This is a genomic window from Sphingomonas sp. PP-F2F-A104-K0414 (genome assembly GCF_004340945.1).
Classification (GTDB): domain Bacteria; phylum Pseudomonadota; class Alphaproteobacteria; order Sphingomonadales; family Sphingomonadaceae; genus Sphingomonas.
Genome location: NZ_SLYD01000012.1, coordinates 1 through 14295, shown reverse-complemented (window position 1 = coordinate 14295; position 14295 = coordinate 1). Strand labels below are relative to the sequence as shown.

Sequence of the window (14295 nt, the reverse complement as noted above, 5' to 3'; positions counted from 1 at the left end):
ATTAGCGGCGCCCCCCGGAAAGGCTGGCGAACAGGGCAATAATGACGATCGGGGCACCGATGATCGCCACGACGATCGCGAGCAACGTCTTCATTTTACGCCAGCGGTTTGGGGTGCTCTGGGTGGTCATGCGGCTACCTCGAACAGGAAAGGTTGACCGGCGCGCGACGCGGCCGGTGTGATTGCGGAAGGTTGGGGAACGGGGGCGACAGGCGCGATCGGAGTGATGTCGGCGGGACGCGCCGGCATTCGAAGCTTGCGATTGCAGTCGGCGATTAGGCGCGCGCTCGGCCGCGCGGTTTCCCACCAAATCAGCGTGGCGATCGCATCCGCGAACCCGACGAGCTCGTAATCGTTGGGCAGCTCGATCGCCTCGGCGCGGGGGCGGCGTGCGGCGATCGTCAGCGCCGCAATACGCTCATACGGCCATGCGCCGCCCAGATCCGGATCCCGCGTCCACAGGGCCTCGGGCTGACCCTCGGCGATCGCCCACCATGTGCAAGCGATCGTACCCATGACGCGGATACCATCTGCCGCGGCGCGGGCGGTCATGCGACCGGCGTGAACCACCTCGGGATATCCGACGATCCGCTGCACATGCAGTCGCGTGGCGACGCAGGCGAGCAGCTCGTAATCGTGCTGCCAGCGAGGGGCCGTCACGAAACGAACCACGCGAACGCGGCGATCCAAGGACCTGCCGTTATGACGACGATCAGCCGTACGCGCGCGAGGTGAGACCAGCGCTCGTTGGTCTGCGCGATCATCAGATCATCCCCAGCGCTTGGAGGTAGACCTCGAGGATCGCTTCCTCCTCCTGAAACTCCTCCTTTTTCTTGAGCCGGATCGCCATGATCTTCCGGAGCGCTTTGGGATCGAACCCGCGGCCCTTTGCCTCGGCCATGACGTCTTTCAGATCGTCCTGCGCACCCTTGATCTCCTCAACAATCCGTTCGGAGCGCTCGACCAGCAGGCGCAGCTCTTCTGCCGTGCCCTCGCCGTTCGTCTTGATCGGATCGGGGACGACCCGCGCCTTCTTGCGGCCCTTGGCGGGCGCGTTGGGCACGAACGCGGTCGGCATGTGGCGGACCATCCCGCCGGCATCGCGCACGGTGCGCATCGTCATCATGTTCATGAGAAAACCCTCGTTACGAAGTGGGCTACGGGCGTCGCGCATTCGATCAGCGCGACCATGATCCCGCCGGTCGCGAGGCCAGAGACGATGCTGACGAACATCTCGTAGCCATTGGCGCAGGCGTGATCGTCGGGCTCAGCGTGGCCTGCGATGGGGCGCGGCATTATGCGGCCTCCCGCTCTGCAGTTTCGCCCAGGCAGCGATTGCAGGCATCCGGCGCGACGAAGCCGCAGACCTCGTCACCGTTCTTGCACGGGTCATAAGCCGAGCACCCACAGCCCGAGCAGATCCGCGGCATCTTGTCGGCCGGATCGTTGACGAGCTGATAGTAAACGTCGGTATCGAGCGGAAAGACGGACGTCAGACGGTCGATGTGATCGCGGTGCTTGGCAGTGCAGCCGTCGGTCTCGAGGACGCGCAGGAAGGCGACCACCATGGGGCGGAAGCCGGCGCGGGGCATCAGCCGCTTGGCGACCTGTTCGAGCGTCAGGCCGGACGCCTTGCGGCGCAGGCGGAGGTAGTTGGCGGGTGTCATGACGCGAGCGGCAAGGGAGTTCCCTGTGCGGCGCGCGGGTATGGAGACGTGCAACATCATGCGATCCTTCAGTTCGCGGGGGATTGGGCGTGGTCGGGGTTGCGGAAGACCCAGCAATTCACCGACTTGTCGGCGACCGAGTTGACCGTCTTCACGGCCTCGAATTTGCGGGCCTTCGACGACTTCAGCAGGCGCTTCAGCTCGTTGGCGTCACACGGCATGCGCTGGTTGAGTTCGCCGCAGCGCTGCTCAAAATGGACCAAGCTGACGGCGATCTTGTCCGGCGTGCGGCTGTGATTGATCGGCTTGTCAGGCGACGGACCTTCGAGGCTGCGAAAGTGATCGAACCGTTCCCAGAACCACTCGACATGCGGATGATCGGTCTCGACGGCCTTCTGGCGCTGCTCGAGCATGTTCACGATCATGCGGTGCGCTTCGCCGACGTCGGCCGGGTCGATGTTCACGACCAGCAGCATGGCGTCGAGCATGGCGGCGAGCTGCGCGTGGTTCTTTGCCAGACGCCCGTTGCGAATGCCGGGGTGCGCAAGCATTGCCGCTTCGTGGTGTGCAAAGGCGGCGCGATACCGCTCTAGGATATCCTTCTCGCGGCGAGCGATATGGATGGGAAAGCCGCTGATATCGTCCATCGGCATCGCCGACAGGCGCTCGGCCGCGACCTTGCCGGCCGCGCTGAAGTGCGACTTGTCGAAATGGATGCCGAGAATACGCTCGGTGATGGCTGGCGAGCCCTCGACGACGTCGTTCTGGGCGATGACGATCGCGCCGCGGAACGGCGGTTCGAATGTCTCCATGCCGGCGTTGGCAATGGCGCGGGTGCGGACGGCGCGACCGTTGTACGCGGTCTTCAGCTCGTCCCATTCGAACCGCTTTGCGTGGGGGTTGTCCTTGCCGCGATCGGCTTCGATCAGAACGACCGGGAGGTTGCCGACCTGTCCCATGCTGCGCGCGATGCCCGCGCCGGTCGCCTTGGTCGGGTCGAAGCCCTCGTAGTTCGCGCGCCCGTACAGCTTCCACAGGAATTCGAGCAGGGTGGACTTGCCGGTGCCCGGCAGGCCGGTCGCCTCGAGGAACGCCAGCGAGTCCTGCATGTTGCGGATCTGCTCGGCGAACAGCGACAGGACCCAGAAGGCGAGGACCACAATGCCCTTGCCGCGGTACGCCGTGACCAAATCGCGGACCCATGCCAGATCCAGCTTTTCGGCGTCGTACGAGATCCGCAGCAATCGGTCGGTCGTGCGCAGCTTCACCGACCGCTTGCCGAGAACGAAATAGTCGTCCTCGTTGGGATTGAATACGCGACCATTGTGAACGGCAATGTCGCCGAAGATCCATGCGCTATGGTCGATCGAATACCCGGTGTGCTGGATCGCCTCGACGGTCCTGATATTGCCCCACTGCATCTGCATGAGGCGCGCGATCTGGGGCTGCGTGCCGGTCCACAGTGCGCCCGGCGCGACCGATGCGAGCCGCTTGGTGAACTCGCCGCTGGTGGTGACGGCCGAACCCGAGAATGTCGCCTTTACGGTCGCGCGGTCGGAGGGAAAATCGACGCGGAGGAAGTATGCGCCTTCCTCAAGCGCCGGGTCCTTCTGGAAATACAGGGTGCGGAACACGCAGTTGGCGAGTTCGGTGATGTCGATCGCTTCGGCTGCCGCCTGATCCCACCGGTCCTGCGGGGGCATATCCTTGAAAGCGGCGAACTCAGGGTCGTCGCTTTCCATCCACTGCTGCTGCACCTGATTGATGCGCTCGACCGAGAAGACGGCCCAAAGCTGACGCCCACCGAAAATGAGCGGGAAGGACGCATAGCGGTTGCGCTTGTAGATCAGCAGCGCCTTCTCAGACGCATCCGTCGCGATCGTGACGGCACCGTTGTAGAGGTACTCGGCGAGATGTTCCTCGGTCAGCTCGTCAGCGAGCGCGAGATCGTTCCAGTCGCGCTTTTCGCCTTCGCCATCGGGGCGGACCTGCGCGGCCCCGGCTTCCCAGCCATCCTCGCGGGCACGCTTCACGAATTTGCGGGTGAAGCTGACGCCAGCCTTCCCAACGTCGAAGGCGAATATGATCTTGGGCGGTGCCTTACCGAGGTCGGCTGCGGCGCGGCGCAGGGCGTCGAGCGCGTTCTCCGGGTAGTTGTTGCAGCTCATGAGGCTGACCGCCGGCTGACCGCCGGTCTGAATAATCGCGATCGAGTCGAAGATGCCCTCGACGCACCAGATCGTGTCGGCTGCGGCGAGCTGCTCGATCGGCAGCATCGACCACCATTCGCCCTTGTAGGATCCGCCGAACGCGAAATTCGCCTTCTTGTCGCCAAACCGGCCGGGCTGGTCGATCAGGCGCTCCCAGTAGGTGCCACCGGGCAGCGGGAACCGGACGGTCGCTGAACCAAGGCCGAGCTTGCGATCATGATAAGCCTCCTGCGTGTAGAGGCCGCGCAGGCCGAGCAGATCGAAACCGCGGGCGTGGGACAGGTAGGCGTCGGCCGCGGCGTTGGGGGCCTCCGGCGTCTTGACGTGGCGCTTGGACCAGTCGTCGAAAATCTCAGGGTAGAGCGACTTTACGGCAAACGTCTCGCCGCATTTGTCGGCGCGTCCGCAGCGCAGGACCCAAGGCTTTTCGGCATTGGACCACAGCACGTCTTTCTTGCCGCAACCGCCATGCTCGGAGGGGCATCGACCGCCGCGCAGGTAGGTGCCCTTCACCTGAAGACCGAAGTCGGCCTTCAGTCGGAGCAGCAGGTCTTTGTGCAGATCTGAACGCATGGGAGGGGGCAATTCTTTCGGACAAGCGGAGGGCGTTCCCGGCGACAGGGTCGCGCCGGGTGGATCGAGGCAGTGCGGGGTCGGTCGCGGCGAGTGCCGCGGGGGATCAGCTAGGGACGGGGGTGGTCGCTGCCGGCAACGTCACGACGTCGTCGTTGGCGGGTGTACGGGTGTCGTCATTAGCCGGCAGTGGTCGCGTCCGGCAGACGTTCGGGTTCGAGAAAGGGAGGCGGACCTCCGGGTTCGGGCAGGCGCTCGGCACGATCGTGCGAATGACCTGCAGCTCGGCGACGAAAATGTGACCGCACTCGTCATTCTCGCAGCGATAGCGAATGTGGCGAACCGTCGTGGTCAGTGCCGCGCTGTTACGGATGCCAGCCGGACCGTCGCAATGCGGACAGGAAAGGCCGGGAATTCTGTGCTTGGTAGGCTTCGAGATCGTCATTGGGTCCCCCCGGTTTTCCCCGAGTGCGACCCCGCGCCGAACCGGAAGAAACTTGGTAGGCGTCGCATGAGCGCGCCAAGTGCCGTCTCAACCTCCTGCGCCTCGACCAGCGCACGGCTATGTGCGTGCGGGGAGGCGCCGGGCTGACCGGCTTCAATAAGAGCTGCACCGAGTTCCCCGGCTTCGCGGACGAATTTGGCGGTGTCAGCAGCGAGCGCCCGGCAACAGGCGATCTCGCTGGAATATTCGACGTCGACCGCGAACGCGAGCGCCTGGGCGTAGGGTGCATATTCACCGCCAGCTGCGAGATACGCGGCATCGAGCGCAGCAGCTTGGTGCAGCATGGGCGTCGTCTTGCAGTTCGGCTGGCTCCAGTACCGGATCGTCCGCGTCGAACGCTTCACGATCTTCTTCATAACGTCCCAGCTCAGCACACCGGCTATCGTCGTCGTTGCCTGCGCGAACGTTTTAGGGGGACGCACAATGGTCACGCTGCCACTCGCTTCAAAACATCACTGCGATCGAAATCGACTTTAGAGGCGAATTCCCCGCATTGTGCAGCAGATAGAGGAGGGCGGCCGATGCTGAAAAGCGCCGCCGCTGCATCCTCGGGAATGCTGTTGTTGGGCCAGTGGTTCTCGTTTCGAAACCAAGTTGCAAATCGGTCGAGATTCTTAGCCGAGAAGGAAGTGTCGTGCTCCAGACGTTTAAAAAACGAACCGCGATTGACAACCACGGTGGCGATCCGGGCGAGGGACATGCCCCCGCTGACCGCGATCGCCTTGCCGTAACTCTCTGCTATGATCCGCAGCGCGTCTTCGTAAGTCTGTGCCATGCAGATCATGTACGGCGAATACGCCGCACTGGTCAACGGGGAATTCGCCTCTCGCGCGGGTTTTCTGCCTGGGGCATATGCGCGGCATGAGTGCCGTGCCCGCAATCCTGATGGAGCGTATCGAAGCGAAGCTTCTTGAGCGCAACGTAACTGCCCGCGAAATCTCGTTGGCGATTGGAAACGCCGACGTGATTCGTAACATCAAGCGGGGCAACATGCCGAATGCAGCCCGCCTTGATGCGATCGCTGCGGAGCTGGGTACGACGACCGAGTGGTTGCTAGGCCGCGAGCAGGGAATTGAACGCACATTCCCCGCCGATACGATCAAGCCTGAAGCACTACACCGCCTGCCTAAGACGCTGCCCATCTACGGCACCGCCCTCGGCGCGAATTTAGAATTTGGTGACGACGGTGGTCTAATCGTGCTGGTCGAACAGACGGAAGTCCACATGTCAGCCCCCCTCGATTATATGGCACGACCGATCGGGGTTACGGGCCGTCCGGATCTCTACGTTGTTGAGGTATCCGGCCATTCTATGGAACCCCGACACGACCCCGGCCGTCGGTTGCTCGTAGATCCGCGTCGTTCCCCAGGCATCGGCGAAGATGTCGTGGTGCAGCTGCGCGGTCCTACGTTTGACGGTGAGGAGATCCGGCACGTGCTGATCAAACAGCTAGTCAGGCGCCGCCCCGGTGCTGTTGTCCTGAGGCAGTTTAATCCTCTGATAGAATTTGCTGTCCCGACGGAGCAGGTCGCTGCCGTACACAGGATAATGCCGTGGGATGAGGCGATGGGATACTAGGATGATAGTTGATGTTTCGAGCTAGATATCTTTTAGTTTTGTGTGCTGCAGCTGGATGTCAGCAGACTACGACTCCGCCTGTTCAAGCGCCGGCTGTGACAGTTAAGCAGGCGGGTTATTATGAACCCGTATTAAATCTTGAGCTAGATTTCGGTGACGCTCGTAGCCCCGCAATATTGGAAAAGGCTGGCAACCAAACCCTGTCGATCGGCAAAGCATTGATTAGCGGAAAATCGATGGTTTCTGGGAAGCTTGACACAATAAATTTCGTCGTACTTGGTGGCACCGGAGGCGACGCATCGGTCGGTCGTAAAATCGCCCATTATACATTTCCGGCGCAGGAGTTACGGCAACTCGCAAACATGGGCGTTGATGGAAACACGGTACTCGACTCTGCGCGCGACGTCGGAACTTGGTTGCCAAACAACGATGACGTTGTTGGACCATACTGCAAGGCGAGACATTCATCTGCATTTTGCGAGGCAGTCGGCAGCTAACTTGCGCTTTCCAATGTTAAGGCTGTTGTGAAGCCGCGATCGGCGATTAGCTCATGCGAAACATCAGAAATGAGCCACTTCACTGCATCGATCTCGCCCTTGAACCCGGCAACCGTCACCGGTCGGTCAGGGTAGATCTCCAACCGGCCGAGGGCGAGCCCGAGGTCCAATATGCGCGGCTCGCGCGCGGCGCGGCCCTGCTCGGCAGCTGCGGCGCGGCGGGCGGCATCCTCGGACGAGTAGACGCGGGACAGGCGTTTCGTCTCGCCGGTGCCGGTGCCAACCGTGACGGTCTTCTTCTTCGCCCCCTTACGGTCATGCCAGTCGGCCGACACGCTACCGGCCTCGTCGCGCTTCTTGAGGCGGAAGCTGTGCCGATCGCCGTCGGCGCGGCGGATCGTGATCCCTGAAATCGCCGTGCCGGTCGCGGTCGTGGCAGCGCCGGTGGGTGCGAGGATCAACGCGCCCGCCTTGACCGTCGCGACAGCGTCGTTCTCCCGCCCCAGACGGCGCAGGAGCGCGATATCGCTTTCCCGGGTCTGTGCCATCGCCTTGACCGCAATCGACGCCAGTGCAGGCGCGCAGCGGGGCGTCAGCTTGTTGCGCCCGGCGATTTCCCTGACGATCGCGCCGAGGGTCGTGTCGTGCCAGCTCTTCTCGCGCCGGGTGGCGATGGCGCTGGTGAAGTCGGCCGCTCGAGCCCGAATCGTGATCTGGTCGGGCGGGCCGCTATGCTCGATCTCGTCGACGGTGAATTTGCCCTTGTCGACCAGACCGACCGTCACGCCGGCACCGGCCGACCAGCCAAGCTGTACCGTCAGCGTTGCGCCGGCACGCGGCACCGCGAGCTTGCCGTCCGAATCGTCGACGGTGATCTCGAGCTGGTCGGCATCGCCGCCCCGTTTCTCGCTAAGGCGCAGCGAGATCAGGCGCGGACGAATGCGATCGGTGAGGTCGGCGCCGTCGAGTGTTACCTTGAAGTCCGGGACGTTGTTGACCGCGGTCATGCCGCACCCGTCGCGCTATCGGCGATCTCGAGTAGCTCGACGGTGAAATCGATCTTGCGCGGCGTGCCGTCCGCGAAGATCTCTTTCATACCCTCGTCGATGCCGGTGATGACGAAGGCACCGTAAACCCGCCCGGTGCCATCGATCAGCGACCACGCTTCGCCCTTCGCCGCCATGTCGCGTAGATCGTCGAGCGATGTGCGTCCTGCCATCAGCTCGGCAAAGGCGGTTCCCGACAAGCTGATCGTATCGTTCTCGCGGCCGACGAACTGCGTCGCGTCGATCGCGCCGATCCGGCCGCTGCGCGCATGCCGCCAGGCGCTTTTGCGCTGCATCTCCTGATAGGCCAGCGTCGGCAGTGAGAATACGAACATGCCAAGGGCCATCATGTTCACTGGTCGGCTCCATCGGGAGTGTCGGAGAAGGACGATCGCGACACGGCACGCTGGCGGCTTTGCGCGCGCTCGAGAGCGCGCTCGACGGCCGCAGCGAGCGCCTGCTCGCTTTGCCCCGGCGCGCCGTAGACGTTGATCGTGATCGGCGCTGGCGGGGGGGGCGCGCGACCATAGGCTGCGGATCCGGCGGGCGTGGTAGCAGTCGCGGGGGTCAGCGCGGGCAGCGCGGAGCCGATCGCAAGCGCAGCGGTGAGACGGCGCGACAGACGATCGACCCGGCGTACCGGAGCATCTTCATCGGTCATCATACTGGGCGGACGTAGCGAGGCGGCGGACATGGCCCCGGTCAGGTTGCGCGACAATCGGTCGATCCGACGTACCGGTTCGCGTGCACCGCCCGCGATGCCGTTGCTGAGACCCTGCATCATGAACCCGCCGAAGCCGGCGAACACGCGCGACGGCGAGCGGATCCCCAGTTTCTGCTTGAACCAGTTCGCGGCCGACGATGCCGCGCCGACGATCGTCGCCTTCAGCGCCCCCAGCATCCCGGTGATGCCGTTGATCATTCCCATAATCATGTTGCGGCCGAACTCGCCGAAGCGCGCAGGCAGCGCGCCAAACCAGCCGAGGACGCCGGTGACGACGCCGATCATCCCCTGCCACAAGGAAGCAAACCAAGCTTTGATCGGGTCCCAGTTCGCGTACAGGAGATATGCCGCACCCGCGAGCAACGCGATCACAGCGACGATCGCCAGTACGGTGCCGAGGATCGGCAGTAGCCCCATAGAAGCAGTGCCGCCCGCCACGCCCATGGCGATCAACCCGCCATTGAGGATAGCGATTGGTCCCATGATCGCGGCGATGACGATCGCAAAGCCCCCGAGAATGATGAACATGACGGCAAGCGCAGCGGCTGTGATCGCGATCGCCTTCGCCAGAACCGGATGACGCTCGGTCCATCGCGCTAGGCCGCTAGCAAGAACCGAGGCGCGTTGCGTGATCGCATTGACCGCCGGCAGCAGCATCGACCCGAGCGACACCGACAGCACCTTCGCATTGATCCGCAGCCGCTTGGTCTGCTCGGCCGAGTCCTTCATCCGCTCGGCGAAGTCGGTATCGGTCGTGCCTTTCGCGCCCGCCGCAGTTGCGCGGATCCGGCGGTATTCCTCCATGTTCTGGATCAGCGGACGCAGGCCCTGTTGCACCTGGGCGTCTTCGAACAGGAAACCGATCTTGCCGAGGTCGCCGCCCGTCGCCTTTTTCGTCAGCTCGGCAATCGCCTCGAGCGGCGTCTTGCCCTCCGCATACGCCTTCTTCAGCGCGTTCGGCAGATCGATGCCGAACTTGGAAAAGGCTTTGATCGTGGCTGGAGAGGCGATCTTCTGGATGATGTTGGCGACGTTCGATGCCGCGGTTGACGAATCGCCCGCGCCTTTCCGCGCGATCTGCAGCGCTGCGGCGAGATCTGCGACCGCCCCGGTACCGGTCTGGCCGAGCGCCTGATAACCGGCGGTCAGCGCCGGGAACGCACCCGCCATATCCTTGATCTCGAACGCTCCGCTTTTGCCCGCCTGCGCCATGATGTCGATCACGCGCCCGGTCTGCTCGATCGGCACCTTCAGATTGTCGTTGGCGGCAAACGCCGCGGCGGACAGATCGGCGATCTCGGCCTTGTACGCAGTTGCCGCGCGCCCGATCGGCTTCATCATTGCGACCGCCTTGGTCGGATCGAGGCCGAAACCCGCCAGCGTGTCGACGCCCTTTTGCAGTTCGTCCGGCATCTGGTTCGCGGCGCGCGCAGCCGCGAGCAGGTTGCGCCCCATCCTGTCAGCCCGATCGCGGCCGAGATCAGCCTTCTGAGCGATATCGGTCATGACCGACTGGTATGCCTGCGCGTCCTCGACCGCACCGAGGATCGGACGTGCGAGCGTCCGACCAGTGGCAATGCCAGCCGCCCCGCCCGCGGCGATGCCGGTCGCCATGTTCTGCGTTCGAGCGAACCCGGCGCGCGCCTTCGCAAAGCGGGTCTGGCGCTCGTCGAGGCGGTCGAACTCAGCGCGCTGCCGACCCATCGTCGCGGTCGTTGCAGCGATGTTGTCGCGCAGACGCTGCTCGTGCGCGCCGAGATTCTGCACATCGACACCGGCCGACGTCAGCGCGCCCCGCATCTTTACGAGTTGAGCGCTGTGTTCCTCACTGGCGCCGACGAGCTTGCGCTCCTTTGCCTCGGCCGCGGCGAGCGCGTTCGTCATGCGCTTGGTTGGCGTCTCGGTCCGCGCGATCTCGTCGCGCAAGCCCCGGATATGGCGGCGGGCATCGTCGATCTGCGCGAACATCTCGCCGCCTTTGACCTGCCCGAGCTTGAACTCGCCAATGGCACGCGCCTGCGCGCTCAGATCCTTCAGCCCCTGCCGGGTAATCTTCAGCGCCGCTGCCGCCTTCGCAGATCCGCCGACGATATCGCGCAAGGGCTTGGTGACCTTGTCGCTCGCCTCAAGCAGCATGCGGATCCGGAGGTTGCGGTCCATGGCGTCAGCTTTCCGGGTTGTGCCGCTCGGCCGCACGCACGCGCCAGCGCATCAGGTCGGCGATCGTCATCTCGTCCATGGCGGCGGGGGGCCAATGGAAGACGATCGCGAGATCCGCCATCGCGTCGTCGATCAGTCCGGGGAGCCCTGTTCCTTCGCTGCTTTCGGCAACAAAAAATCCTGAATTTCCATGCCGAACTGCGTCAGGTCGGCGGGATCGAGATTGTTGATCTCCGTTTCGGTCAGGGGCGGCACGGTGATGCGCGGCAGCAGCTTTGCAGTCGCAGCGACGTTCATCTGCACCAGATCGGCGATGTTGAGGCCGCGCAGCTCGCCCGAGCGCGGGCGGCGGACCTTCACGCTGTCGATCGTCTGATCGCCGCGGGTGAACGGGAAGTCGAGATTGACGGTGGCGAGTTCGGTCTTGGTGTCGGTCATGCGAAATTCCGTGGATTGAGGCGGGGATGGTCATGAAGCCGGCGCTGGCGCCGGGGCTTCCTCACAGGATGATGTCGCGCATGTCCGCGAGACGATCGACGCCCCCGACCATGTGGATCATGTTGAGGACGTCGATCTCGATCAGCACCTCGCCGTTCCACTCGAGGCGGTAGTAGACGAGCGCCATCTTGACCTTGAACTCGCCGCCCTCGCCGACCTTCTGCTCGCCCATGTCGATCTCTTCGTGACGACCGCGCACGGTCACCTCGACGGCGTCGGACGTGCCGGCCGAATCGTTCTGATACTGACCGGCGAAGCGCAGGAAGATCCCGCCGATCGCCGAGGCGGTGGTCTGCAGCAGCACGTCGCGCAGCGGACCGCCGGCGGTGAACTCCATCTCCAACGGTTCCGCGCCCATGTCGATCTTGACGGTGCCGTCCATGCCACCGCCGCGATACTCCTCGAGCTTGCGGGCAAGCTTGGGCAGCGTGACCGAGGGAACCTCGGCCAGATAGCTCCGGCCTTCGTTGAACAGGTTCATGTTCTTCAGTTTGCGGGGTAGTGCCATGGTCGGCTCCTAAGTTCGGATCTGGAAAGCGGGGGCGATCAGGCGACGCTGAAGTCGGCGAGATACGTGTCGGTGATCCGCTGGGTGAGCAGCAGGTTTTCGAGCGGCGGGACCGGCGTGAAATTATAGTCGATCGACAGTTTGCCCTGGGCGAGGCTGGACGCCGGGTTCTTGTCGGCGACGAACCATGCCTTGCCGCCAATGAGCTGCCCGGCGGTCACCATGCCGGCGATCGAGATGTTGATCGTTTCAACGATGTCCTTGGCGAGGCTCGGCCGCAGTGGCTTGTCGATCGCCCACATCATGCCAGCGCCGATCGTGTCGAGCAGGACCTGCGCGGTCCGGGTGGCGGTCTCGAAGCTGAAGGACGACGTCGCCTCAACGCAAGTCCGGTTGCCCCAGAAACGGAAGCCACCGCCGGCACGGATCAGCGCAGTGACCTGCTTGTCGTTGAGGCGCGCGGCGTCGCTGTTCGGATCCTGAACGTCGAACTGGATGTCCTTGGTAAGACCGACGACGCCCTCGACCGTCACGTTGGACAGCGACTTGTGAAAGCCCTGCTCCTGATCGATGCGGGCGCGCAGGCCGAGCGCACGCGCTACGGCGTAGCTGGTCGCGTTGGCGGCGACGCGCGTATCGAAGGCGATGAAGTCGGGATGGATCAGCATCAGCTCGCGTGCGCCGAAGTTGGCCCGGTACGTGATCGCAGCGGTAATGTCCGCGCCGATCGCCGCAGCGTAGACGAACCCGCGCAGTTTCTGCGCGATGACGACCAGCGCGGTGGTGACCGCCTGCGTGTCGAGACCCGGCGCGCCAAGGATCCGCGGTTTCATGCCAAGCTGCGATTCAGCCGACAGCAGCGCCTGCATGCCGGTCTTCACACCGTTCACGGTGGTGCCGATGACGTTCGCGCTGGTCGTCGCGGCGTCTGCGCCAGCCGCGACGCGGACGACGACGACCGGAGCCTTCGCCTGATCGGCAATGGCGCGGAGCGTCGATGCCAGCGTGCCGGTCGTGCCGGCGACGCCGATCGCCGCCTCGAGGTCGACGACGAGGACGGGGCGGTTCAGCGGGAACGCCGCGTCGAGTGCATCCGTCGCCGCACCGGCGGGCGCGGTCGCGGTCGCAACCAGACCGATGACCGCGGTTGCGGTCAGGACGAGCGAACGTGCGCCCTCGGTCAGTTCGGTGATGGTGATGCCGTGCATGGTGGTTCCTTCAGGCGTAAACGGTGGTGCTGCTGCTCGGCAGCGGGATGGTGAGACGGGCGCGGGCGTTCGAACCGGTGACGTCGGTGCGCTGGCAGTCGAGGACCGCGGAGAAGGCGGCGGGGCCGGTCTGCTGAATCGCGACGGCTGACAGTTTGACGCGCGGTTCCCAGCGCTGGATCGCCAGTGCGGTTGCCGCCATCAGACGCATGCGGCCGAGCGCGTTCATCGGCTGGTCGACCAGCTCGGGTAGTAGCGATCCGTAATCGCGCCGGGCGACACGCGTGCCGATCGGCGTCGAAAGGATGTCGCCGATCGACTGACGGATGTGCGCGACGCCGTCGAGCGGCGTGCCGGTTGTTGCGCTCATGCCGTTCATCGCGTCGGTCTCGACGGACGTGTTGCTTCGGAATTGGATCGAGGGGGCGGTGCCAACGGCCTCGTTAGCGGCCGGTAGCCACCGCGCGAAACGGGAGAGGCGCTGTCCGCAATGATGCAGGCGGCGATGATGATCGCGGCTGCAATGATCAGAGCTTCCGTCATTGCGGCGTACCCGACACACCGCCGCCCGTCTGGACGCCGAGGTGCTTATGACCCTTGAGGCTCTTGCCCCCGCCGATCACGTCGTCGCTCGCGGTGGCCTTGCCGGTGACGTCGACGTTGCCGGTAATCGAGACGGCACCGATGATCGAGACAGGCCCGGTGATCGTTACGCCGCCCGGCGCATCGATCTGCACCTTTCCACCGGCGGGGAGCTGCGCGACGAGCAGGTGGGCGGTCGCGTCATAGGATACGATCGCGCCGTCGCCGAAGCGGATCAGGTCGATGTCGTCGCTCGATGGCGCGGGCATCGCGTCGGAGAACAGTCCGAGAATCGCGACGCCGCCATCGGTGTCCCCCTCGGGGCAGATCAGGAGGCATTGCTCGCCGACCGTTGGCGGCGACCAGATCCGGGTGTTACCGGCGCGCTGGACGATCCAGCATACGTCGCCGGTGACGATCTCGCCCACACGCACGCGGCACGTCGCATCGGCAAGATCGACGGACTCGATCGTGCCGATGCGGACGATGTTGCCGATGATACGGCGGGGATCGGTGAGCGCGGTCATGACGCGGGACAT

20 protein-coding genes are annotated in these 14295 nt (G+C 64.3%); 2 read left to right on the top strand and 18 right to left on the bottom strand.

Translation table 11 applies throughout. The annotated features are described in order from the left end of the window. Position 1: 1 nt before the first annotated feature. The 9 genes from C8J46_RS21455 to C8J46_RS19615 form a co-directional block, all read right to left on the bottom strand. Positions 2-130: a hypothetical protein gene (locus tag C8J46_RS21455; RefSeq protein WP_279388918.1), complete on the bottom strand. Its 129-nt coding sequence runs from the start codon at positions 128-130 to the stop codon at positions 2-4. Further along, positions 127-660 carry a hypothetical protein gene (locus C8J46_RS19645; RefSeq protein WP_132742378.1) on the bottom strand — a complete coding sequence of 178 codons (534 nt, stop codon included), beginning with the start codon at positions 658-660 and terminating at the stop codon, positions 127-129. Before C8J46_RS19645 ends, C8J46_RS21455 begins: the two co-directional genes overlap by 4 nt. A gap of 103 nt (positions 661-763) precedes the next feature. Beyond that, a complete protein-coding gene (locus C8J46_RS19640; protein WP_243643255.1) occupies positions 764-1009 on the bottom strand; it encodes a DUF2312 domain-containing protein in 246 nt (81 codons plus the stop codon). 119 nt (positions 1010-1128) lie between these two features. Continuing rightward, positions 1129-1296 (bottom strand): hypothetical protein, encoded by a 168-nt coding sequence (locus C8J46_RS21045; RefSeq protein WP_165886681.1) that lies wholly within the window; start codon positions 1294-1296, stop codon positions 1129-1131. Next, positions 1296-1667: a helix-turn-helix transcriptional regulator gene (locus C8J46_RS19635; RefSeq protein WP_165886680.1), complete on the bottom strand. Its 372-nt coding sequence runs from the start codon at positions 1665-1667 to the stop codon at positions 1296-1298. Before C8J46_RS19635 ends, C8J46_RS21045 begins: the two co-directional genes overlap by 1 nt. Positions 1668-1735: 68 nt before the next feature. Continuing rightward, positions 1736-4450, bottom strand: coding sequence for a toprim domain-containing protein (locus C8J46_RS19630; RefSeq protein WP_132742376.1), 2715 nt, complete (start codon positions 4448-4450; stop codon positions 1736-1738). A 106-nt stretch (positions 4451-4556) separates the two neighbouring features. After that, complete coding sequence (locus tag C8J46_RS19625; RefSeq protein WP_132742375.1) at positions 4557-4895, bottom strand: ogr/Delta-like zinc finger family protein; 339 nt, start codon at positions 4893-4895, stop codon at positions 4557-4559. Beyond that, positions 4892-5386, bottom strand: a complete 495-nt coding sequence (locus tag C8J46_RS19620) for a hypothetical protein (protein WP_132742374.1) — start codon at positions 5384-5386, stop codon at positions 4892-4894. The genes C8J46_RS19625 and C8J46_RS19620 overlap by 4 nt, the downstream gene beginning before the upstream one ends. Further along, entirely contained in the window at positions 5383-5730 is a 348-nt protein-coding gene (locus tag C8J46_RS19615) for a hypothetical protein (RefSeq protein WP_132742373.1), read from the bottom strand. The genes C8J46_RS19620 and C8J46_RS19615 overlap by 4 nt, the downstream gene beginning before the upstream one ends. A gap of 77 nt (positions 5731-5807) precedes the next feature. Between C8J46_RS19615 and C8J46_RS19610 the strand changes: the two genes are divergently transcribed. Together C8J46_RS19610 and C8J46_RS19605 are read left to right on the top strand one after the other, a co-directional pair. Next, positions 5808-6533 (top strand): S24 family peptidase, encoded by a 726-nt coding sequence (locus tag C8J46_RS19610; RefSeq protein ID WP_132742372.1) that lies wholly within the window; start codon positions 5808-5810, stop codon positions 6531-6533. Between the two features lie 95 nt (positions 6534-6628). Then, a complete protein-coding gene (locus C8J46_RS19605; protein WP_132742371.1) occupies positions 6629-7030 on the top strand; it encodes a hypothetical protein in 402 nt (133 codons plus the stop codon). On the opposite strand, the gene C8J46_RS19600 is transcribed toward C8J46_RS19605, so the two are convergent. The 9 genes from C8J46_RS19600 to C8J46_RS19560 all read right to left on the bottom strand — a co-directional run. After that, positions 7027-8037: a contractile injection system protein, VgrG/Pvc8 family gene (locus tag C8J46_RS19600; RefSeq protein ID WP_132742370.1), complete on the bottom strand. Its 1011-nt coding sequence runs from the start codon at positions 8035-8037 to the stop codon at positions 7027-7029. The two genes, C8J46_RS19605 and C8J46_RS19600, sit on opposite strands and share 4 nt — an antisense overlap. Then, positions 8034-8426: a phage tail protein gene (locus C8J46_RS19595; RefSeq protein ID WP_243643538.1), complete on the bottom strand. Its 393-nt coding sequence runs from the start codon at positions 8424-8426 to the stop codon at positions 8034-8036. The genes C8J46_RS19600 and C8J46_RS19595 overlap by 4 nt, the downstream gene beginning before the upstream one ends. 2 nt (positions 8427-8428) lie before the next feature. Continuing rightward, positions 8429-10960: a phage tail tape measure protein gene (locus C8J46_RS19590; protein ID WP_132742369.1), complete on the bottom strand. Its 2532-nt coding sequence runs from the start codon at positions 10958-10960 to the stop codon at positions 8429-8431. A gap of 4 nt (positions 10961-10964) precedes the next feature. Beyond that, positions 10965-11081 (bottom strand): GpE family phage tail protein, encoded by a 117-nt coding sequence (locus C8J46_RS19585; protein ID WP_132742368.1) that lies wholly within the window; start codon positions 11079-11081, stop codon positions 10965-10967. Between the two features lie 11 nt (positions 11082-11092). Next, entirely contained in the window at positions 11093-11398 is a 306-nt protein-coding gene (locus C8J46_RS19580) for a phage tail assembly protein (protein ID WP_132742367.1), read from the bottom strand. Between the two features lie 61 nt (positions 11399-11459). Continuing rightward, positions 11460-11966 (bottom strand): phage major tail tube protein, encoded by a 507-nt coding sequence (locus tag C8J46_RS19575; protein ID WP_132742366.1) that lies wholly within the window; start codon positions 11964-11966, stop codon positions 11460-11462. 38 nt (positions 11967-12004) lie between these two features. After that, complete coding sequence (locus C8J46_RS19570) at positions 12005-13174, bottom strand: phage tail sheath subtilisin-like domain-containing protein (protein WP_132742365.1); 1170 nt, start codon at positions 13172-13174, stop codon at positions 12005-12007. A 10-nt stretch (positions 13175-13184) separates the two neighbouring features. After that, a complete protein-coding gene (locus tag C8J46_RS19565) occupies positions 13185-13544 on the bottom strand; it encodes a GPW/gp25 family protein (RefSeq protein ID WP_347812391.1) in 360 nt (119 codons plus the stop codon). 169 nt (positions 13545-13713) lie between these two features. Continuing rightward, the coding region (locus C8J46_RS19560) for a phage baseplate assembly protein V (protein WP_243643532.1) at positions 13714-14295 on the bottom strand (582 nt) is incomplete at its 5' end.